Annotated in this window: 17 protein-coding genes and 1 tRNA gene; 9 read left to right on the top strand and 9 right to left on the bottom strand. The window is 55.7% G+C overall.

Annotated features, from left to right (window positions below):
* Genes JHD62_RS01385 through JHD62_RS01370 form a run of 4 tightly spaced genes read right to left on the bottom strand, consistent with a single transcriptional unit; the run spans nt 1 to nt 5239 of the window.
* A complete protein-coding gene (locus JHD62_RS01385; RefSeq protein WP_199101458.1) occupies nt 1–615 on the bottom strand; it encodes a HEAT repeat domain-containing protein in 615 nt (204 codons plus the stop codon).
* Entirely contained in the window at nt 581–1705 is a 1125-nt protein-coding gene (gene cheB, locus JHD62_RS01380) for a chemotaxis-specific protein-glutamate methyltransferase CheB (protein WP_199101457.1), read from the bottom strand. The genes JHD62_RS01385 and cheB overlap by 35 nt, the downstream gene beginning before the upstream one ends.
* 19 nt (nt 1706–1724) lie before the next feature.
* Nucleotides 1725–3293 (bottom strand): chemotaxis protein CheW, encoded by a 1569-nt coding sequence (locus JHD62_RS01375; protein ID WP_199101456.1) that lies wholly within the window; start codon nt 3291–3293, stop codon nt 1725–1727.
* Nucleotides 3294–3316: 23 nt separating this feature from the next.
* On the bottom strand, nt 3317–5239 hold the full coding sequence (locus JHD62_RS01370) for a methyl-accepting chemotaxis protein (protein ID WP_199101455.1): 1923 nt from the start codon (nt 5237–5239) through the stop codon (nt 3317–3319).
* Between the two features lie 672 nt (nt 5240–5911).
* Between JHD62_RS01370 and JHD62_RS01365 the strand changes: the two genes are divergently transcribed.
* Nucleotides 5912–8767, top strand: a complete 2856-nt coding sequence (locus tag JHD62_RS01365; RefSeq protein WP_199101454.1) for a PAS domain-containing methyl-accepting chemotaxis protein — start codon at nt 5912–5914, stop codon at nt 8765–8767.
* A complete protein-coding gene (locus JHD62_RS01360) occupies nt 8768–10228 on the top strand; it encodes a chemotaxis protein CheW (RefSeq protein WP_199101453.1) in 1461 nt (486 codons plus the stop codon).
* A 108-nt stretch (nt 10229–10336) separates the two neighbouring features.
* Here the strand turns inward: JHD62_RS01360 and JHD62_RS01355 are convergent, their stop codons facing one another.
* Nucleotides 10337–10531 carry a hypothetical protein gene (locus JHD62_RS01355; protein WP_199101452.1) on the bottom strand — a complete coding sequence of 65 codons (195 nt, stop codon included), beginning with the start codon at nt 10529–10531 and terminating at the stop codon, nt 10337–10339.
* A gap of 307 nt (nt 10532–10838) precedes the next feature.
* Between JHD62_RS01355 and JHD62_RS01350 the strand changes: the two genes are divergently transcribed.
* The 3 genes from JHD62_RS01350 (at nt 10839) to JHD62_RS01340 (ending at nt 13487) form a co-directional block, all read left to right on the top strand.
* Nucleotides 10839–12458 (top strand): EAL domain-containing protein, encoded by a 1620-nt coding sequence (locus JHD62_RS01350; protein ID WP_199101451.1) that lies wholly within the window; start codon nt 10839–10841, stop codon nt 12456–12458.
* A 443-nt stretch (nt 12459–12901) separates the two neighbouring features.
* Nucleotides 12902–13177, top strand: coding sequence for a hypothetical protein (locus JHD62_RS01345; protein WP_199101450.1), 276 nt, complete (start codon nt 12902–12904; stop codon nt 13175–13177).
* Between the two features lie 34 nt (nt 13178–13211).
* A complete protein-coding gene (locus tag JHD62_RS01340; protein WP_199101449.1) occupies nt 13212–13487 on the top strand; it encodes a hypothetical protein in 276 nt (91 codons plus the stop codon).
* A gap of 44 nt (nt 13488–13531) precedes the next feature.
* Here the strand turns inward: JHD62_RS01340 and JHD62_RS01335 are convergent, their stop codons facing one another.
* From JHD62_RS01335 to JHD62_RS01325, 3 genes are all read right to left on the bottom strand, one after another.
* Nucleotides 13532–13750, bottom strand: a complete 219-nt coding sequence (locus tag JHD62_RS01335) for a hypothetical protein (RefSeq protein WP_199101448.1) — start codon at nt 13748–13750, stop codon at nt 13532–13534.
* A 519-nt stretch (nt 13751–14269) separates the two neighbouring features.
* Nucleotides 14270–14360: transfer RNA gene (locus JHD62_RS01330), tRNA-Ser, on the bottom strand.
* Nucleotides 14361–14423: 63 nt separating this feature from the next.
* Nucleotides 14424–15554, bottom strand: coding sequence for a GNAT family N-acetyltransferase (locus tag JHD62_RS01325; protein WP_370541004.1), 1131 nt, complete (start codon nt 15552–15554; stop codon nt 14424–14426).
* A 73-nt stretch (nt 15555–15627) separates the two neighbouring features.
* Between JHD62_RS01325 and JHD62_RS01320 the strand changes: the two genes are divergently transcribed.
* From JHD62_RS01320 to lolA, 3 genes are all read left to right on the top strand, one after another.
* Nucleotides 15628–17223: an NAD+ synthase gene (locus JHD62_RS01320; protein WP_199101447.1), complete on the top strand. Its 1596-nt coding sequence runs from the start codon at nt 15628–15630 to the stop codon at nt 17221–17223.
* 68 nt (nt 17224–17291) lie between these two features.
* Entirely contained in the window at nt 17292–18299 is a 1008-nt protein-coding gene (locus tag JHD62_RS01315; protein ID WP_199101446.1) for a hypothetical protein, read from the top strand.
* A gap of 160 nt (nt 18300–18459) precedes the next feature.
* Nucleotides 18460–19068, top strand: coding sequence for an outer membrane lipoprotein chaperone LolA (gene lolA, locus JHD62_RS01310; protein WP_045848680.1), 609 nt, complete (start codon nt 18460–18462; stop codon nt 19066–19068).
* Nucleotides 19069–19098: 30 nt separating this feature from the next.
* On the opposite strand, the gene JHD62_RS01305 is transcribed toward lolA, so the two are convergent.
* Nucleotides 19099–20016 (bottom strand): alpha/beta hydrolase, encoded by a 918-nt coding sequence (locus JHD62_RS01305; RefSeq protein WP_199101445.1) that lies wholly within the window; start codon nt 20014–20016, stop codon nt 19099–19101.
* Nucleotides 20017–20109: 93 nt separating this feature from the next.
* Between JHD62_RS01305 and JHD62_RS01300 the strand changes: the two genes are divergently transcribed.
* Nucleotides 20110–21420: a replication-associated recombination protein A gene (locus tag JHD62_RS01300; protein WP_199101444.1), complete on the top strand. Its 1311-nt coding sequence runs from the start codon at nt 20110–20112 to the stop codon at nt 21418–21420.
* Nucleotides 21421–21698 lie beyond the last annotated feature (278 nt).

Here is a 21698-nt window from a genome sequence, read left to right as displayed (position 1 = left end):
CTATTCCTGACGGATGCGGGCTTTGGCCATGTCGACAGCAAAGCAGATGAAAGGGTCGTCGGCAAACCGGTTTGCTGCCGACTCCAGGGAGGCCAGGGCATGTGGACTGCCTACCTCGCCCAACAGGTCAATTGCAGTGGCCACGACATTGCAATGCATGTCCTGTTCCACCACGCCGATCAGCCAGCCCTCAACGCCAGGGTGCTTTAGCGACTCCAGAATATTGACCGTGAAAATGCGTACATCCGGGTCGACATCACGCAGCAGGGTTTCCACCAGACTGGCAGTGGCATCCGGCATTTCCTGCAATACCTCGATGACGCCGTTACGCAGCATCGGATCATCGGAACGGAGAAAATCAGCCAGGTGTTGCGCCACTTCGACACCACCCAGGCGACGCAGGCTGCCCAGCGCTGCATCACGCACCGCACGATCCGACTCTGCCGGCAAAATACGGCACAAGGGCAGTACGGCTTCCGGAAACTGGCCCAGCGCCAGTGCAGCTTGCCGACGCTCGTCGACTGAAACACTGGACAACCGGGTAATCAGATCGGCAAATGACAGCGACTCTGCCGCATCCTCAATAGCCGGCGTGACACTTTTCTTGAGCGCCATGACGCTTCTCCCCTTGTTGGCACCAGGCAATAAGCTGGCTGGCAATGGCATGTGCAGGCAGAACAACGCTGGCACCGCCGCGGCGCGCCAGTTCCATTGGCATGCCGAATACGATGGCGGTTTCCTCCGACTCGGCAATGGTCCGGCCACCAAGCTGATGCAATTGGGTCATTTCATCGGCACCGTCATAGCCCATGCCGGTGAGCATGACCCCAGTCAAATGTGATGCGGGCAGACAGTCCATCGCCGAACGAACCATCACGCTGACCGAGGGATGCCATAACACTGCCGGGTCTGCCGGACGTGGCGTTGCCATCACCAGCGACTTGCGACGGGACAATTGCAGGTCTGCACCGCCGCGTGCGATGTAGATATGACCACCGCGCAAGGGCATGGCGGCGTGCACCTCCTGTACCGGGAGTACACAGTAGCGATCCATGCGCTCGGCAAAACTCTGGGTGAAGCCGGCTGGCATGTGCTGCACCACCACCACCGGGTGGGGAAAGTCGGCCGGCAGCTGGGGGAGAATCAGCTCCAGCGTTTTGGGGCCACCGGTTGATACCCCAATCAGTACCATGCCACTGATTTCACCATCGTCAACGGGTGCAGTGGCGGTGGGCTGGCTGAGTCTGCGTGGTCTTTGCGGCACGGTATCCATGGCCGGCTGTTGTGCGATTTTGCCCAGCCGTGCGGAGGCGGCAGCCCGTGTCTTGACGATCAGCTCGTCACGGATGCTGCCAATATTCAGGGAAATCGTTCCTTCGGGCTTGGTGACTACATCGACAGCGCCAAGTGCCAGGGCTTCCAGGGTTGCCATTGCCCCAACGCGGGTAATCGATGACACCATTACCACCGGGGTCGGCCGGGCTGCCATGATCAGCGCCAGTGCCTGCAAACCATCCATCTGCGGCATGTTGACATCCAGCGTGATGACGTCGGGTTCCCACTCCATCAGCTTGGCAATGGCTTCTTTGCCGTTATGTGCCGTTTCGGTCAGCATGTCCTCTTGCTCGCCAAACAATGTGGTCAGATGCCTGCGCATCAGTGCCGAATCATCGACGACGAGTACCTTGATCTTTTTGCTTCCCATCCTCACCTCCTCCCCGCCGTCAGGCGGGCTGCTCCAGTGACATTTGCAGCGAGCCGACCTCCCCGTCGTCCAGCAGCATTCCCGGGTCTATCATCATGATCAGACGGCCCTGCTTTTGCAGATTGGCCACCCGGCAGATCAGCCGGCTGCTTCCTTCACCCATGTCAGGCGCAGGCTCGAAGGAATGGCGGGGTACTTTCAACACTTCGGCAACGGAATCCACAATGAAACCTGTGCGCAAGCCGCGCAGCAGATACACCATGATGCGCTGCCGTTCACTTCTTTCGATGGAGCCCAGTCCCAGACGCCGGCGCTGGTCAATCACCGGCAATACCGTGCCTCGCAGATTGATGACGCCTTCCATGTAATCGGGTGCGGTGGGCAGAAATGTCAGCTGCTCCGGCACGCGGACGATTTCCTGGACCGACATGATGGGCACACCGAATTCCTCCTTGCCCAGCCGGAACACCACCACCTGCTCGTCCTCGTCATGACCATCCGCATCAGCCACCAGACCGTCATCACTTGCCATATCACTCTCTCCCTCTTCTGCAGCATCGGTCCGTGCCAGCTCTACTTCATCGAACATCTGTCCGACATCCAGAATGGAAACCAGCCGCCCCCCATCCTCAAGCCGGCAAATGGCATTGATTTCGCGGGTCTCGCGGCGATTCCACATGCCCGGCACTTCATCAATCAGGTTGAAAGGCACACGCAATACTTCGCTGACACTATCGGTCACCAGACCAACCATCTGCTCACCGCCAAGGTGAATCACCACCACGCGGTCCTGCTCTCTGTCCTGGTCGTATGGCATGCCAAACAATCTGCGCAGCGAAATGAGCGGCAAGAGTCGGGAGCGCAAAGTAACCACGCCCAGCTGTGCTGCCTCGGACTGCGGCACCCGCACCAACTGGCCATCCATCTGGACGATTTCCTGCACATCCTGGATATCAATGGCGTATTCCTGACCATCCACACTGAACGAAACAAGCTGACGTTCATCGTCGCTTTCATCGCACAACATTTCCTGCTGCGATACGCTCAGGGCAACTTCAGACCCACCATGCTCCTGTCGCAACTGAATGCCGGAAAAATGACGGTCAATCAGAACCTGGAAATCAAGCAGCAGAATGAGGCGTCCGTTCCCATCCTTGATCACACCTTGCAGAAACTCACTGCGTGCACTGTCGGGCAAGGTGTCGGTAGACTGGATATCTTCGTCACGAGCGCTGACCACGCTGGCCACGTGATCCACCAGGAAACCAAGCGGCATACCCAAATTGATGACCAGCGCACGGGTTGCTTCATCCGCCGCACGGTCCGGCAGGCCGAACAATCTGCGCAGAGAGAGGATGGGTAACACCTTGCCACGCAAATTGGCCAAGCCGTCCAGGGCTGTCGGTGCCAGTGGCAAGTGGACAATACCGGGAACCCGGATGATTTCCTGTACCGGCGCCATCGGGACGGCAAACAGCTCCCCCTCCACGCAGAAGGTCACATAATGGCTGCCATCCGCACCGCTGACTTCATCATCCTGCGGTGGCTCCAGCTGCAGCTCGGCAGCCTGTTCATCACTTGTAGACATGGTGTCTTTCTCCAGCCGATGGCTTAGCCGTTGCTCTGCAGCTCATCCGCCAGAGAGGCAATCTCTTCGATTGCAGCAGACAGCTCTTCAGCGCCTTGTGCCTGCTGTTTGGCTGCTACGCTCGCCTGCTCCGCCGCCTTCTCAGCTTCGGCGGATGCGCCGGCAATCTGTTCGACACCGCCTTTTACTTCCTTCACCATGGCAACAATCAGCTGCGACTTATCCAGAGCAGACCTGTTGCTGGCCAGGATATCGGCAACATCGATTTCTATTTGCTGCATGTCCTGCACCACAACTTTGGCTTTGTCTGCCTCCGAGATGGCACCTTGCATGATTTCTTCGATATCCCGCTGCACAAAGCCGACCTGGTCCTGGATGTCCTTCACCATGTCCTTGATGCGGTCGGCATTCTCGGCCGAGTCATGTGCCAGATTCCGGATATCTGTCGCCACCACTACAAAGCCCTTGCCGAACTCGCCTGCGCGCGCCGCTTCAATCGCACCATTCACCGCCAGCATGTTTGTCTGGATCGACACCGTGGTAATGGCATCCACAATCTTGTCGATACGGCGTGAAATCAGTGCCAGATCCTTGATTTGTTTGAGACTGCCCTGACTATCGGACACAGAATCCCCGATTACCTTGATAAGGCTGTCAATCAGCTTCTTGTTCTCATCCAGCAATTCCTGGATGTTGTTGGCTTTTTCCAGCGAGGATTGACAGCGAGCCTCGGTCAGCTTCAGGCCGGACTCGATCTGGTTGATGGCGGAAGATGATTGTGCAGTGGCTGCTGCCTGTTGCTGGGCACCTTTGCGAATCTGGTCCAGCGCCAGCATGACCTGGGAACTGGAACGATTGATTTCCTGGATACTGGCAGACAACTCTTCGGCAGCAGCCGCCACGTCTTCCGCGCTCTTGTTGATATCGGTGGAGTTCTTCAGCTCATCCGACAGTTCAGACAGACTTTGCGCGGCCTGCTCGCACTCGGACAGCGCCAGGCTTTGCTCGCCAACGGTTTTGTTGCTCTCTTCGCAGGCTGCAGATTGCTCCTCAGCCGCGGCAGCAATCGCCTCTGCGCCCTGCATGGCTTGCTCACCCGCCTTTTCCGACTCGCTTGCCGCATTCAGCAGGGTTACGGCATCTGCGGCAATATCCTGACAAGCCAGGCGAATCACCTCCAGCTGGTTGGTAATCACAGTGCTTCTGTCTACCTCCTGCTCAATGGTGGTGGCAGCCTGATTGATGCGGGTAGAGATCACATTGACTTCTTGCTGGATTTGCGAGACCAGCTCCTGGATTTCCTTGGCACTTTTTTCCGAGGTTTCAGCCAGCGTGCGCACTTCGTCGGCCACAACGGCAAACCCTTTGCCATGCTTACCGGCACGTGCTGCTTCGATGGCGGCATTCAGAGCCAGCAGATTGGTCTGGTCTGCAATGCGGGCAACTGCCTTGACGATATCGCCAATATTCGAAGCCTGACGCTCCAGCTCACCCACCATCTGGGTCGAAGTCTTCTGCCGTTCGGCAGCCAGCCTGATATTGCCAATGGTCAGCGATACCGAACCATTAATCTGGCGGGCAATCTGCTGCATGGCCTCTGCCTTGCCCTTGGCGCTATTGGCAGCGACTTTCTGCTCGGCAATATCCCGGCTCATATGGTCAATGGCGCGCAAGGACTGCTGGGCAGCTCCGGATGCCTGCTCCGCACCACTTGCAATCTGGTCACTGGCCCGGCGCAGTTCTTCTGCCGCTGAAGCTGCCTGATTGATGCCGGAAGCCAGTTGTGAACAGGCAGCAGCAATGCGTTCTGCCGCCTGTTGCTGCTTGGCCAGAGTTCTGGCTTTGCGACGCTGTGCTTCTGCCTCGCGCAAACTGTTCTGACCGACCAGCCTCTTCACCTCCGGATCTGCTTCAACCTTGACCGGTGTCTTTTTAACCAAAGCCATCTTGACCTCCCTAGCTCCCGCTAGCCGCTGATTTGAGTGAAATTGGATGTTTTTAAATCATTTGATTAAAAAGCATCGGCACCATGCATTGAATAACTTACTTTTATCTTTGTTAGCAGAGCTGGTTTACTTTTCAAGAACAATATCTTCGTCATAGATGTGACGCTTCTTCGTACCTGTGCAGCTCGGAGATCAAGCAAATGGACGACTGTGACTTGTCATCGCGCCAAGCCGGAATGGCCAAGGGGTGTCCACCTTCCAGACTGATCGAAACGGTCAGCACAGCTGCTACTTCATCTGCAACCGCATTTTCGAGAGGCATGAAGTGCGACGGGCTACTGTTAAGGGCGGCATTGCCAGGCAATGTCGGCACTGATCCCTGAATGCAGAAGAAGAGATGTGGGATGGGCGTTGGCTGACGAGATGTCGGCAAGATCTGCTGTTTTATCCGGGTGCGCAGGGGTGATGACTCAGACATGCAGGAAGCTGTCTTGTCTGCAAGCGGAGGAAGCGGTCATGGATGCCATCACTCATGCACTGAGAATGCAGAATTGCGCAACTTGATTGTATTTATTTAAAAAAAAGCCGATTTATTGCATTTTCTGACAAATACATTGAAAAGTTGCACCGAGCGATACTCCTGTCTATAGAACATCACAGGAGGTGTGCCACATGATCAATGAAGCCACTGCCCGCATCAGCGAGGCGCTACGCGTTTGCGGAGGAGAAGCCTCCAGTGAACTGCGGGACATATCCGAATTCTTCAAAGCCATCAACCGCAATCAAGCTATTGTCGAGTTTGACTTGCACGGCATCATTGTTGAAGCCAATGATAATTTCTTGCGCTTGTTCGGTTTCAAGCGGGATATGTTGATTGGCAAACACCACCACGCCATCTGGATTGAATCGCAGGTCAACAGCGGTGAATACGATGCGCTATGGAAAGCCTTGTGCAATGGAGAGGCCGTCAGTGGCGAATTTCACCGCAAGAAAGCCAGCGGCGAAGATATCTACATCCAGGCGTATTACAACCCCCTGCTCAATGAAGATGGTGCCCCTTACAGGATCATCAAATTCACGGCGGACATCACCGCGCGAAAAAAGGCCCAGCACGAAGATCAAGGCAAAGTGTATGCAGCCGAGCAGTCGCAATGCGTTATCGAATTTGACCTCGATGGCCGCATCGTCGCTGTCAACGACATTTTCCTGAGATTGATGGGTTACTCGCACGAAGGGGTAATCGGCCAACATCACAGCATGTTCTGCCCGGTAGAAGTTTCCCAGAGTGATGCCTACGAAAATTTCTGGAATGCGTTACGTGAGGGACGGGCACAAAGTGGTGAGTTCCTGCGCCTGAATCACCGCCACCAGCCCGTATGGCTGCAGGCAACCTATACACCCATCCTGGGGCTGGATGGCAAGCCTTTCAAAGTGGTGAAGTACGCCACAGACATTACCGCAGCCAAAGAAAAAGCCCTGGAAGATGAAGGCAAGGTGAATGCAATTTCCCGCTCCCAGGGCGTCATCGAATTCGATATGGCAGGTATTGTCCAGCAGGCAAACCAGAACTTCCTGAAACTGATGGGTTATGAGCTGGATGAAATCAAGGGCCAGCATCATCGTTTGTTTGTGACCGAAGAAGAGGCAGAGAGCCCTGCCTATCGGGCATTCTGGCAGAAAATGAACAAGGGTGAGTTTGATGCTGGCGAGTATCTTCGTATCGGCAAAAATGGTAAGCGCATCTGGATACAGGCTACTTATAACCCTATCTTTGACCTGGAGGGAAAGCCGGTCAAGGTGGTGAAATATTGTAGTGACATTACTTCGGAAAAGCAGGATGCACAGGAGAACCGCAGCCGTTTGAAGGCCGTCAGCGAAAGCCTGTGCTACGCAGAACTTGATCGTGAAAGCAATTTCATTCAATGCAACGAACAGCTATGCCAGGTTCTTGGCTATACCCATTCCGAAATGCTTGGCAAGGGTCTGCAAAAGCTGCTGTTTGAAGAAGACCAAGATAGCGCAGCCAATCAGGACATCTGGCGCGAGTTACACCGTGGCCATGTCCACTGCGGTGAAATGCGCTTTCAGGCTGCTGGACGGCAAGAGGTATGGATCAGCCTTACCTTGACTCCCGTCACTGGTCTGGCAGGGGAATTGTCCAAAGTGATTCTTCTGGCACGTGACATCACCAAAGAGAAACTGGAACGGCTGGAAACCGAGGGAAAACTGTCGGCCATTAATCGTGCCCAGGCGGTGATTGAGTTTGACCTCAGCGGTAAGGTGCTTGGCGCCAATGATAATTTCCTGGCCTTGATGGGCTATCGCCTGGAGCAAATCCAGGGGATGCATCACCGGATGTTTGTTGATCCACAAGAAATATCCAAAGCAGATTACCAGAACTTCTGGGAGCGTCTGGCACGCGGGGAATTCTTCTCGGGGGAATACAAGCGAATTGCCAATGGCGGAAAAGAAGTATGGATTCAGGCAACCTACAATCCGGTTCTCAATCCCAGCGGCCAGCCAATCAAGGTGGTGAAGATTGCCAGTGATATCACCCAGGCCAAACTGCATAATGCCGAATACCGGGCCAAGGTAGATGCCATCAACGCTGGACAAGCCATGGTGGAGTTCGACTTGCAAGGTAATATCCTGACGGCAAACCGTAATTTCCTCGCTGCCATGGGCTATACGCTGCGAGAAATCCAGGGGCATCACCACAGCATCTTCTGCACCGCTGAATATACTCATAGCGCGGAATATCGCGACTTCTGGTTAAGTCTGAGTGAAGGAAAGTTCATCAGTGGACGCTTTCACCGGGTGGGAAAGTTCAGTCGCGATGTATGGATTCAGGCCACATACAATCCCATTCTCGATCTGAACGGCGCAGTCTGCAAAATCATCAAATACGCTTATGACGTAACCAAAGAAGTGCAGATGGAGCGTGAAATCTCGCAGAAATCCCGCGAAATGGCAAACAGCGTCAGCATTCTGGTGGAAAGCATCAATATGGTGGCGACCCTCTCCGGACAAGCTTCGGTTCTTTCCGGGCAGGCTGCATCCGTGGCCAGTGAGGGAAGTCAGGCACTGGAACAATCCTTGCAGCTGATTGCGAAGATACGCCGTAGTGCTGATCGCATCGCAGAGATTGTCGGTGTAATCAGTGAAATTGCCAATCAGACCAACCTGCTGGCATTCAATGCAGCCATCGAAGCGGCGCGGGCGGGTCAGCACGGTGTAGGTTTTTCTGTTGTGGCAGCCGAAGTCCGCAAGCTGGCAGAACGCTGCTCCAAAGCGGCACAGGAAATCACCGAGCAGGTTCAGCTGGCAGACGGCCAGGTTGATCAGGGCATAGAGGCCAGTCAGCGTGCTGCCAGCAACTTCAAGGGAATCCACCATGGTGTAGAGCAGACAGCAAGCAGCATCCAGGAAATTGTCGATGTTACCCGGCGCCAGGCAGAGCTGACCACGGAGGTCAAACACTTGATTACCTCGCTTGCCCGCAACGGCGGCAATACCGGGAGCAATTAAGTGACTTCCCGTCGTTACGGAATTTTCGCCGTCAACGATAGCTTGCTGGCACTGGATATCGAATGCCTGAGAGAAGTGGTGCCCTGCCCGGTACTCAATAGCATGCCGGGCAGGCACCCTGCTTTGAAAGGGTGTTTCAGCCTGCGTGACGTACTGATTCCTGTCATCGACCTTCGGGTTTTGATGTCAGATGGCAGCGAATCAGCAACACTGCATAACGTGGTTGTGGTCACGACACATAATCGCGTGCTTGGTCTGCTGGCATCGGATGTTCAGCAGGTCGTGGATTGTGAAGCGCAACTGGTTGTGGATAGTGACAAGGAGCACATCATCACGGGTGGCTTCACGCTTCCGGGGGATCAACGGCCAGTCAGTGTAATTGATGCTGACAGATTGTGTGCCTTGCCGGGCATCCCGGTTACCGAGCAAGGGCAGGCCGAAACCGACATGGCGGATAACAACACCATCGGCGGTACAATTCATCACCTGATGCTGATGAGTAGTGGTGGGGTGCCGCTTGCCATTGACGCCACCGTTGTTCACACCATCATCCTCAACCCGGTCATTGAAAGCTCACCGATAAAGTCCGGTTTTTGTCTGGGCATCATCCGTTATCAGAATTTGCGTATTCCCGTACTCAGTTTGCTGGGAACATTGGGGATAGATCAGCCGGGCGTGCCTCCCAGGCAGGCCTTTGTCATCCGCTATGAGGATGGCTATCTTGCATTTACCGTTGAAAACATTTTCGACGTCGTCAAACTGAGTCATTTCCATCCCATGCCACTGCCAGCACGCTCCTTCAAGGACGCTGCCAACTTTATTGGCGTGGTGTCTGTCCATGATTTACCAGCCGATACGCTTGGCATCAACAACGACGGCCAGCAACACTTTCTGTTGATTGCCGATACCCAGCTGCGCAACCGGCAAACACTGCGTGATATCGCTCACATCACCATGCCGGATAACGCTCCCCAAGCGGATAGCCTGCAAGCAGGTGACGGCCCCGGAGGAAAACAAACCCTGCATGTTCTGACTGTGGACGTGAATGGTGAGATTGCCTGCCGGGTGGATCAAGTCTTGCAAATCCTGCCGTGGTCTGAAGGTAAATTACTGACTTGCTCCGGAGGGAAGCAGGCAGGCCTGGTTGTCAGTCGTGAACAAGCCATCCCGACTTTTTGTCTCAGTTCGGTGTTAGGGGTGCCGCAGTCACCCGTCAGCAACACCGCCAGCATTCTGGTGGTGCAAACAGAGTACGGCATTGTTGGTTTTTCAGTACCCAGGCTGATTACCATCGACAATGGCCGCCCTATCCCTCAGGCAGAATCATCATCTACTACGGACGAAAATGCATGGGTAGCGGATGCTGCATCAGGCCATGTCTCACTGCAAACAGCCCATGGACCTCGTTTACTCACCTTGCTTGATTTGCAAAAACTAGGGCAATACTGCCTGAGCCAATAAAAATCAGGTCTGCATGGCGGGTACTAGCGCGATACTCCGGGGCCACCTTAATGTGCTGACGGTCCTTGCCACCATTCAAGCAGGCACACTCCAAAGTACACGTAGAAATCAGCTGCTTTGTGCTGTTTTTTCCAGACAGCGCAACGCTTCCTCAGCCAACTCCCATTGGTCAGCCAGCAAGAATAACTCTATCGCACTGATCTTTCCTTGCCGGAAAGCCAGATGTCCACTCTCCATGGCTGCAAATGCTTTGCGTTCCAGAATGGCCGCTTCCTGGACATGCAAATCATCAGGTATCGGCATCAAGCATCTCCTTGGTTGAAAAGGAAGAAAAGTAAACCGACCATGGCTTACTTGAACTTGAGAGTTGATACAAGCATACCGATACCATTGAAATGAAAAATACGCAAAATGGATTATTTGCGCAAAAAATCAATGAAAATGATTTTTGTGGACTACATTTTCTGCATCTGACTGAACACCGTTATCAGCATTAGTCCAAGGTTCGATGAACTCAACTTGTTTTACATTGAGTGAATTACAAATCTGTAAGAATCACGCAATCAAATAGTGAGAAATTTGGTCAATCCTGGGGAAAGTAAGGCCAACTGTGCTCAATCGTCTACGCAAACATGTCGGTGTACATGCCTGTGGCTATGGCATCGCCTGTGGTGTGCTGGCAAGTCTGCTGGGCCTGTTCACGATAGCATTTGTGTTGGCGCTCGTTGAAAGCAACACACTTGCCAAGTCACATCAGCGACTGGAGCGCGCCATTTCCAGTGTGACCGATGAGGAAGAATTTCTCTTACACCATCTGAACAAGCACCTGCGTCCTGATTGCAGCGATGCTGCACTTGCTCAAGCACGCCAGCTGGTTTTTGCCACCCGCTTCGTTCGTGACATCGGATTTGTAGACCATCAGAATCGGCGAATATGCTCGGCTGTCGCTGGTATTTTACCGGAGCCGGCCCCTCTGGAGTTACCGACCCTGCGGGAAATCCGGAATGGGGTGGATCAGTCCATCTGGTTCAATTTCCCACTCGCAATGGGTCCGAACCATTACAAAGCCTTGATCATGCAGCAGGGACAATTTTTTGTGGTGGTTAATCAGCAGAGCTTTTCAAGCTTGATCAGGGATGTAGACGTACTTGGTTTACAACTAGCGGATGCACTACCCAGCAGGGTCTATCAGAGTGACAGAATCACCCCGTTCTGGAGCACTTACTTTGATGAACAGACAGCACTGAAACGGCCAAAGCAGGGATTCGACTGGACCATCATGAGCTTGGTCCGTACCGATTACATTCCGGGCACACCGTGGGTCATTCAGTCCTACTTGTCAGGCCAGGACATTTTACTGCGCCAAGAGCCGATGTTTGTGCTCTTGCTGGTGACCATCATGTTCTCCGGCTTATTGATTACCGCTTTTGTCACCCCTGTTCTGGCACGCCAAAAAAGCATTGGTGCCCGGCTACGCAATTTGCTGAAGGAAGGCGGAATACAGTGCTACTACCAGCCTATCGTTGATCTCAAATCCAGGCATTGGATTGGCTGCGAGGTGTTGATGCGCATTCGTGATGGTGACTGCATCGTTGCCCCACAAGAAGCACTACCGGAAATCGTCAGACAGGGACTGGAATGGGAGCTGGACACCTATATGCTTCAGCACGCCATGGCAGAGTTGGCACAGAGTATGCCCATCACAAATGGCTTCAAGGTTGCGGTCAATCTGATGCCCAAAAACATCTCATTTCATGCATTGGCCAACTTCCTGAGTCCGTTACTGAGAGCACTAGACAGACCAGACTTGCAACTGGGTCTGGAAATCGTGGAACACAGCTACGATGACACGGTAATCCATGAAATCGCTGCCTTACGCAAGGCAGGCTTTGCCATTTCAGTAGATGACTTCGGGACAGGCTATTCGAATCTGGGCAGAGTTAAACATCTGGCACCTGATGTCCTTAAAATCGACCGGACTTTCGTGCATGAAATGGAAGATCACGTGTTACGTTCCAGCCTGATACCGGAAATCGTGAGTATTGGTCGGGCAGTCGGTTCGCAGTTGGTTGCGGAGGGAATTGAAAACGAACTGCAAGCAGAGCAATTGCAGCAGTTGGGAGTCGACTACGGGCAAGGTTACTTGTTTGCCAAGCCATTACCGCTGCAAGCATTTGTAAAAGCATACATGGCACAAAACACCTTGCTGCAAGACTCAACACATACGTAATGATTGCAATGTCCGCCATACGTGTCGGGCACACTCCAGCCACACCAGAACACCGGGCGGAGTTTGAGTTTGCCGGCTATAACCGCGCGCCCAATTAGGCAGGTCAAGCCAGTTTGCTTTCACTCACAGTCACTTGTCAGTCAACATCCAATACGCCGGTAAAAAAAATGCTCCACCTTGCGTATGGAGCAAATTTACAACAGGAAGAGAGACAACTTGCAGAACGGCAAGCCCTTTTCGGGCTTGGCAAATTTTGACATGAAATTATGTCTTTATCGTGACTGCCACCACGATGCTTCATACTCAGTGATGAATTGCGCGTCACTGGGCACCACCCCTGCTTCAGATCAAGCCATAAGCAAAAACAAAGAAAAAAAGAAATTGAATGGCATATAATTGCAAAGTTTGAAAACGTATACACGCTGCAGCCTGGAGGTAGCATCATGAATGCCGCAAAGAAAATTCGCCGTCTGATTGATAGTGGAGAAAACCCAGAACAGGTACAGGTTCTCAAGCAGTTGGCTATCGCTTTGCAAATGAAAGAAAGCTTCAGTATCGACAAGTTGTATCAGATAGATCAGCGCTACTTTGATGTAGCCATGGACTTGCTAAAGGAATGGCGCTTTGACCATCACATCGCATCCCGCAGTAAGCTGATTGATTTGCTGATTGTGGAGGCACTGCCCGCAGTTACACCTGCAGAAACACAGACAGCATAATTTGCCCAGGTCGCAGACAGCTACAGGAGACACAATGTTCACCGATACAGTGGTCTATCTGGGCAAAACGATCCGTATTTTTGCCATCCACCATGCGGGCGACAACAAATGGGAAGGTTGGTCAGGCATCAGCTTTACTGATGACGAGCGTTTTCTCGCTATCTATTCAGGTCTGATGGATCTGCAAGAGAGTAAAGAAGATGCAATAACAGTAGCTCTTCATGCTGCCATGGCATGGTGTGATGCTGTTGATATGGGCCTGATCCCCTCTCGACATCCAGCCCATCAAACCGAACAAAATACAGTTTGAGTCCCGATAACCATCCAGTCCGGTGCGAATGCAAGATGGTTTGTTCATTCTTGCAACGTGACACCTGGCGAACGGTATGGTGGCTGCTCGCCCGCAAAGTATATCTGCCGGCCGAATTCAACCAGCATGGCAAGCTCGTACTCATCAAGACTGTTAGCCAGCGCGGACACCAGCTTGGCGTATTCGATGGGAAGCTGAATCCAGCCCAAACCTGGCCCAGAAGGTGGTCGAGTCATCATTTCAAGCACTTCACTGGTATTCATCCTACCCTCCGGCGCTGACGGAAGCTGATGGCGATGAAAATACTACCATTTTCGGGAAAAAATCAATCGCGTTGACTGGTAGGGCATGTCTTGAGCATTGGCATGCATAATCAAGAAGCAACAAGGGTAGTTTTCGGAGAGTAAAGAGTTCCTGGATAGCACTTGAAGTTATGAAATTTTGCCATCCGCAGAAGGACGAGGAGCTCAGAACCCAGTGGTCAGAATACGGTGTGCAATTGATGAAGCAGGAACAGTGCAGGCGTTAGAAAGTCATGATTTTTTGCTCCCAGTGACAAAAGAAGCGCAAATCGTGCCAAAAACCCTGCAAATCGACGGTGACAATAAAAGTGCAAACGAGTGCCAAAACGGCCGCAAAGTTACAGTCTGAATCCAACTTATCGGCCGACTTCGTCCAATAGCGGCCTAGAACAGCAAGCATCAAGTGGCCCACCCAATGGCCCACCGTTTTTCGGTTAAAACAAAAAAGCCCTGAATAATCAGGGCTTTAATGTAGATGTTTGGCGGAGAGGGGGGGATTCGAACCCCCGTTAGGGTATTACCCTAAACACGCTTTCCAGGCGTGCGACTTAAACCACTCATCCACCTCTCCAGATGGCTGCTGAGGCTGTATTTACTGCGTTTCGGCCTCAGAGGCTGCGCAGTATATAAGCCCTTAAGCAGCTGTGCAAGGCTTTTTGTAAGCGTCATGCAAAAAAAGCGTGGTGTGATAATCGTGGATGGCGGCGCGCTCGCGTGCCAGCCAGTCGGCAATGGCACGGCGAAATTGCGGGTGGGCAATCCAGTGAGCCGAGTGGGTAATGACCGGGGTAAAACCACGGGCCAGTTTGTGCTCGCCTTGCGCGCCGCCTTCGAAACATTGCAGCCCATGCTGGATGGCGTATTCGATTCCACAGTAATAGCACAGCTCGAAATGCAGACAGTCGACGCTTTCCAGCGCACCCCAGTAACGGCCATAGAGCGTGCCGCCGTCTTGCAGGCACCAGCTGGCGGCAATTGGCTGATTTCCCCTGCTGGCGATGAACAGAACGCAGTGGCTGGGCAGTAAACGCCCTGTCATGCGGAAAAAATCCAGGTTGAGGTAGGGCGGTGAGCGGTGTTCCAGATAGGTCTGGCGGTAGCAGCGTTCGAAGAACTGCCAGTGCTGATCGGTAATTTCTGCACCGCGTAGTACTTGTATGCTGATGCCGGCATCACGCACCTTGCGCCGCTCCTGGCGGATTTTCTTGCGCTTGCTTTGCGACAGTGCCGCCAGAAAAGCATCGAAATCGGCATAACCCTGGTTTTGCCAGTGAAACTGCACACCGTGGCGAACCAGCCAGCCGGCCTGCTGCAACAGCGCCAGCTCTTCTGCCGCAGGAAACAGCACATGGGCAGAGGACAGTTGATAGTCCGCCACCACTTGTTGCAAGCCGTCGATCAGCGCCTGCCGGGCTTCGCCCTGCCCCAGCAGGCGCGCGCCGGTTACCGGGGTGAAAGGTGAGGCCAACAGCAGCTTGGGGTAGTAATCCAGCCCGGCGCGTTGCCAGGCTTCGGCCCAGGCCCAGTCAAACACATATTCGCCCCGCGAATGGCTTTTGAGCCAGGCCGGTGCCAGGCCTTGCAGCTGGCCGTGCTGCTCGCTCCAGATGGGCAAGGGCTGCCAGCCGGTGGCCGCGGTAGCACAGCCACTGTCATGCAGCGCGGTCAACCATTGCCGCTGCATGAAGAGGCCGGCATTTGCGGCAAGGCGGTCCCATTCTGCCGCATCCAGGGCATTGAGTTGATCGGCCAGTTGCAGATTCACGTGGTTTCCTTTCGGGCAAGTGCGCATTCTTGGGGTAAAATCGACACTATCCAAACCCATGGTTGTGTTCAACATGCGTATTGCGCTCGCTCAGTTCAACCCCGTTGTTGGCGATATCGCCGGCAATACCCGAAAAATTCTCGATCTGGCCCAGGCTGCCATCGCCCAGGGGGCGGATGTGCTGGTGACGCCGGAGCTGGCGCTCACCGGCTACAGCCCGGAAGACCTGCTGCTGCGTGACAGCTTCTATCAGGCCTGTTCGGCCGCCATGGACCAGTTGCTGGAGCTGGATGGCATTACGCTGGTGATTGGCCATCCGGTCAAGCTGGGTCATGAACGTTTCAACGCGGCCACCGTGCTGCGCGACGGCAACCGCCTTGGCCAGTATCACAAGATGTTGCTGCCCAATAACGAAGTGTTTGACGAGTGCCGCTACTTTACTCCGGGTGCCACGCCACTGGTGTTCCAGCAGGGCGAACACAAGGTGGGTGTGCTGATTTGCGAGGATGTGTGGTCGGTAGACCCAGCCGCCGAAGCCGCCGACGCCGGGGCGGATGTGGTGGTGGTGCTCAATGCCTCGCCTTTCCATCGCAACAAGATTGAAACCCGGCACGAAGTGCTGCGCTACCGTAGCGAAGAAACCGGCCTGCCGTTTGCCTATGTCAATCTGGTGGGTGGTCAGGACGAGCTGGTATTTGATGGCGCATCCTTTGCCGTCAACAAGGCGGGTGAAGTGGTTGCCCAGGCTGCCGCCTATGACGATGAATTGCTGCTGGTGGATTTTGCCGATGGCGACCTGCAAAGCGCTCCGGCCAAAGCCGCCCTGCCCGACCCGCTGGCAAGCGTATACCGCGCGCTGGTGGTGGGCGTGCGCGACTACATCAGCAAAAACGGCTTCCCCGGCGTGTTGCTGGGCCTGTCCGGCGGCATCGACTCGGCCCTGACACTGGCCATTGCCGTGGATGCGCTGGGCGCAGACAAGGTGCATGCGGTGATGATGCCGTCGCGCTATACCGCCGATATTTCCGTCATTGATTCGCGCGACATGATTGGCCGCGTGGGCGTGAAGTATGACGAAATTGAAATCTGGCCCATGTACGAAAGCTTCATGAATGCGCTGGCCGCCAATTTCAACGGCCTGGCGGAAGACACCACCGAAGAAAACCTGCAGGCGCGCATTCGCGGCACCTTGCTGATGGCACTGTCCAACAAAACCGGCAAGCTGGTGCTGACCACCGGCAACAAATCTGAAATGACCACCGGCTACTGCACGCTGTACGGTGACATGGCCGGCGGCTTTGCCGTGCTGAAGGATGTGGCCAAGACCCTGGTGTTTGCCCTGTGTCGCTGGCGCAATACCCAGGGTGAAATCATTCCGGAGCGCATCATCACTCGCCCGCCTTCTGCCGAGCTGCGCCCGGATCAGAAAGACCAGGACAGCCTGCCGCCTTACGACGTGCTGGATGCCATCATGGCGCGCTATGTGGAAGAAAACCTGTCTGCCGAGCAAATCATCGCCGACGGGTTTGCCGAAGCCGATGTACGCAAGGTGGTGCGCCTGCTGAAAATCAACGAGTACAAACGCCGCCAGGCTCCGGTGGGCCCGCGTGTCACCCAGCGTGGTTTTGGCAAGGACTGGCGCTACCCCATCACCAACAAGTTCAGTTGATGACTAACGGGCGGCAATGGCATGCTGCCCGCTCCCCTGCAAACATAACAAATGACTCCGGGATAAACATGAACCTTCGCCCTGCACTCGCCGCTCTTCCCCTTGCCGCCTTGTTGCTTACCGGTTGTGCCAGCCCGCTGGCCGGCAAACCGGCAGACCTCGCCACTCGCCAGATATTGCGCCAGAACCTGCAAAACGCCAGTTACAACTTCAGCGGCGAGCTGGGCTTTACCTCGCTGCACGGCAGCAGCGCCGATGATGCCAAGCCGCAGCTGTCCTACACCATCAACCAGATAGCGCGTTCCACCAAGGTGGCCATCAATGGCGCGCTGGACCAGACCAGCAAGCGGATGGAACTGATTCCATCCTTCCGCTTTGAACGGCGCAATCTGCAAGCCAGCCTCAGCCTGCCGCTGGAATTGAACCTGCAGGATTTCTCGCTACTGGTGGACCCATCCGCCTTCGACCTCTTTGTGCCCGAGCTGTATAGCGAGCAAACACGTTTTGTCCGCTTCAAGCTGCCCGGCGACATCGCCGCCAGAATTCCGCTGGATGCCATGATAAAAGCCCTGCCCGGCCTGGTGGATGAAGGTTACGGCACGGTGGACAAGCAGGTATTTGCACTGGAGCCGCTGGATGACACCGCCCGCCAGCTGGGCGCCAGCTACCAGTTGCGCATTGCCATGAATCCGCTGCAGGAAAGCCAGGTGGTGGTGCATATCGTGGATGGCCTGGTCAAGGTGATCCAGCAGGAGGCCGAGCGCCAGGGCCGTCCGGAAGATGGCAAGCAGGCTGCCGCCGCCGCGCAATTGGTTCGCGCACTGACGCAGCGTTCGGCTGCCGACTTGCAAGCCACCCGCACTGTGTCGCACCTGTATGCCAACCGTCAGGGCCAGTTGCTGGGGATAAACCAGGAAATCACGCTGGACACCCCGCAGCTGCGCGGCCTGGCCTATCTCCACATGCGCTACAGCAATCACGGCAAGCCGGTGTTTGCCTACCAGCCAGCAGCGTCAGACATCATCGACTACGACAAGCTGCCCAAGCCGCAATGGCTGCAGGACCTGACCAAGTAATCGTCCCCAACACTCCTTAACAGCATGACCCGAACCGCCGCCCCCACTTGCTGTCACACTTTGCTGCCCAGCAAGGAGTGCATGACAGGGGCGGCGTTTGCCATCCGGCAGTTGCCGGCACTGTCATGACAGTCACCTGCAATTGCCCCAAGGACTCCAGATGAAAAAATTTGCCCTGGCCATGCTGGCCACCGTGCTGACCTTGCCGGTACAGGCTGCCGCCATTGCCCAGCTCAAGGCCTTTGTCAATGACACCAAAACCCTGTCCGCCAGCTTTACCCAGGTGGTCAGCGCCAAGAACAAGAAAGAAGAAGTCTCCGGTCAGCTGGAAATCTCCCGTCCCGGCAAATTCCGCTGGAGTTACAACAAGCCGTACGAACAGCTGATTGTCGGTGATGGCAAGACACTGTGGATTTACGACAAGGACCTGGCCCAGGTCACCCGCAAGAACCTGGACGGCGCACTGGGCAGCAGCCCGGCCGCACTGCTGGCCGGCAACAATGCAATCGAACGCGACTACATCCTGAAAGAAGCGGGTAAACAGGGGGATGTGGAGTGGCTGAGCGCCAGCCCGAAAAAACAGGACAACACCTTCAACGCCATCCGCATGGGCTTTAGCAACAAGATGCTGGTGGAAATGGAGCTGACCGACAGTTTTGGCAATAACACCCGCATCCGCTTTGCCAATCAGCAGAAAAACCCTGCCCTGGCAGCCAGCCATTTCAGCTTCACCCCGCCCAAGGGGGCTGACGTGGTCAGCGGCGACTGAACAGCCGCCAACTGACATGTAGCGGCCGGCTCAGGGTGACGGTTTCCAGCCGGACTGCTGCAAGAAACGGTCAACCTGGCGGGTATAGTCGCCAGTCACGCCCAGCTGCTGGTTGATCTGCGCGTGGCTCAGGTCCTGCGGCAATATCTGCACCACCACCCCGGCCTGCCTGCCTTTGTCCGCCAGGCCATATGCCTGCTTGCAGGACGGGGCCCGCTGCATGGAACACACGGCCAATAGTGGCGGTGTGCCCGCGCCCAGCAAACGGGTGGGCGACAACCGGTCCCAACGCGCGGCATCGCTACCAAAAGCCTTGTCATACAAGGGGAAATGCGGGCCGCGCATGATGCCCGCTACCTCCAGCGCTGCACTGTCCAGCAGCACGCTGGCCACCCAGGGCTGCACGCCATGGCGCTGGCGCAGCACGGTATCGGTACTCAGCAAGCCGACCAGATGCGCGCCAGCCGAGTGGCCCATCAATACCAGCTGCCGTCTGTCTGCCCCCCATTCGGTGGCATGCGCCTGCACCCAGGCCACCGCGCGGGCCACATCATCCGCCTGCTCTTCCACCGCAGCCTGCGGCAGCAGGCGATAATCCAGCGACACCAGCACCACCCCGGCAGGCAGCCAGTGCACCAGCTTGTTATCCACCACATTAGCCGCCTGCTTGCTGCCCAAGCGCCAGGCCCCGCCATGCACCATTACCAATAATGGCCGGCCCGGCCCTTCGCCTGCAGGCAGATAGACATCCAGTCGCTGCCGCACATCAGGGCCATACGCCAGATCAGCCAGCTTTCGTGCACCAGCAGGCAAACGGCCACTGCTGGCAACATCCTCCTCCACCAGAGCATCGTGACTGGCCGCCCGCTGCTGCAGCCAGTTCTGCAGGGGGCCAGCCTGCACCGGCAATGCCAGCAGCAGCCATAAACAGAGTACAACCGGCTTCATTCCGCACCTCCTCAATTCCAGCTCACGGTGCCTGCGGCAGGCAGAACACAGCTGATATACTAGCAGCCTGTTTCTTTTGCCGTGTTAGCCGCCATGAATGATCTGTTTGCCCAGGAAGCCAAAAAACCGCTGGCCGAGGCGCTGCGCCCCGCCGCGCTGGATGAGGTGATTGGCCAGCAGCACCTCATCGGCCCCGGCAAGCCGCTACGGCTGGCAGTGGAGTCCGGCACCCTGCACTCGATGATTCTGTGGGGCCCGCCCGGCGTGGGCAAAACCACGCTGGCGCGCATTCTGGCCGGCAGTTTCGATGCCGAGTTCATTCCGCTCTCTGCCGTGTTTTCCGGGGTGAAAGACATTCGCGATGCAGTGGAACAGGCACACGCCGCGCTGCAACGCTCTGGCCGCCACACCATCCTGTTTGTCGATGAAGTCCACCGCTTCAACAAAAGCCAGCAGGACGCGTTTTTGCCTTTTGTCGAATCCGGCTTGCTCACCTTTATTGGCGCCACCACGGAAAACCCGTCGTTCGAAGTGAACTCCGCCCTGCTGTCACGGGCGCAGGTGTATGTGCTGAACAGCCTGGGGGAAGACGAGCTGGTGCTGTTGTTCCAACGTGCACGCGACAAGGGCGCGCTGGACGGGCTGGAATTCGACGAGCAGGCCATCGCCGCCCTCACCGGCTATGCCGATGGCGATGCACGGCGCTTTCTTAACCTGCTGGAACAAACCCGCACCGCCGCGCTGGCGCGCAAAACCGCTCAGGTCACCCAGGACTTTCTGGCCGAAGTACTCAGCGTCAACGCCCGCCGCTTCGACAAGGGCGGCGACGCCTTCTACGACCAGATTTCCGCCCTGCACAAATCGGTGCGCGGCTCCAACCCGGATGCCGCCCTGTACTGGCTCACCCGCATGCTGGATGGTGGCGCGGACCCGCGCTATCTGGCGCGCCGCCTGGTGCGCATGGCCTGGGAAGACATCGGCCTGGCCGACCCGCGCGCCATGCAGATTGCCAACGACGCCGCCGCCACCTACGAGCGACTGGGCAGCCCGGAAGGCGAACTGGCACTGGCGCAGGCTGCCATTTACCTGGCGGTGGCGGCAAAAAGCAATGCCGGCTACATGGCCTACAACCAGGCGCGCGCCTTCATCAAGCAGGACAAGAGCCGCCCGGTGCCGGTACACCTGCGCAATGCCCCTACCAAGCTGATGAAAGAGCTGGGCTATGGCCATGAATACCGCTATGCCCATGACGAACCGAATGCCTATGCCGCCGGCGAAAGCTATCTGCCGGACGACATGCCGGAACCTGGCTGGTATCAGCCGGTGCCGCGCGGGCTGGAAATCAAGATCGGGGAAAAACTGGCCCTGCTGAAAAAGTGGGATGAGGAAGCCGGCAAGAAGTAAGGCCGCTGCGACCGCGGGCTAGCCAACAGGACGTCGCCTGCCAGCATCTACAAGCCCGCCAGCATTGCTTATAATGCTGTTTTTGCCAGCAACAGGCAGGACAAAGCCCGCCTGTTACCGTTACACTTGCGTTTTACAGTATGAGTTGGTGCTGCCAGCCACAGGCAGACAGTGCAGCGCCACACAGCGGTTGTTTCCCCTCCGCATGCAGGATTCAGTAAGGGGCTGATGCTGTTGCACAGCCCGCTACCAGCAAGACACTTCAATACCATCAGGAT

The sequence above is a fragment of the Aquitalea sp. ASV11 genome, from assembly GCF_016429185.1.
GTDB classification, from domain to species: domain Bacteria; phylum Pseudomonadota; class Gammaproteobacteria; order Burkholderiales; family Chromobacteriaceae; genus Aquitalea; species Aquitalea pelogenes.
Note: the sequence above shows the minus strand (reverse complement) of the source record. Positions and strands in the feature narration are given on the sequence as shown.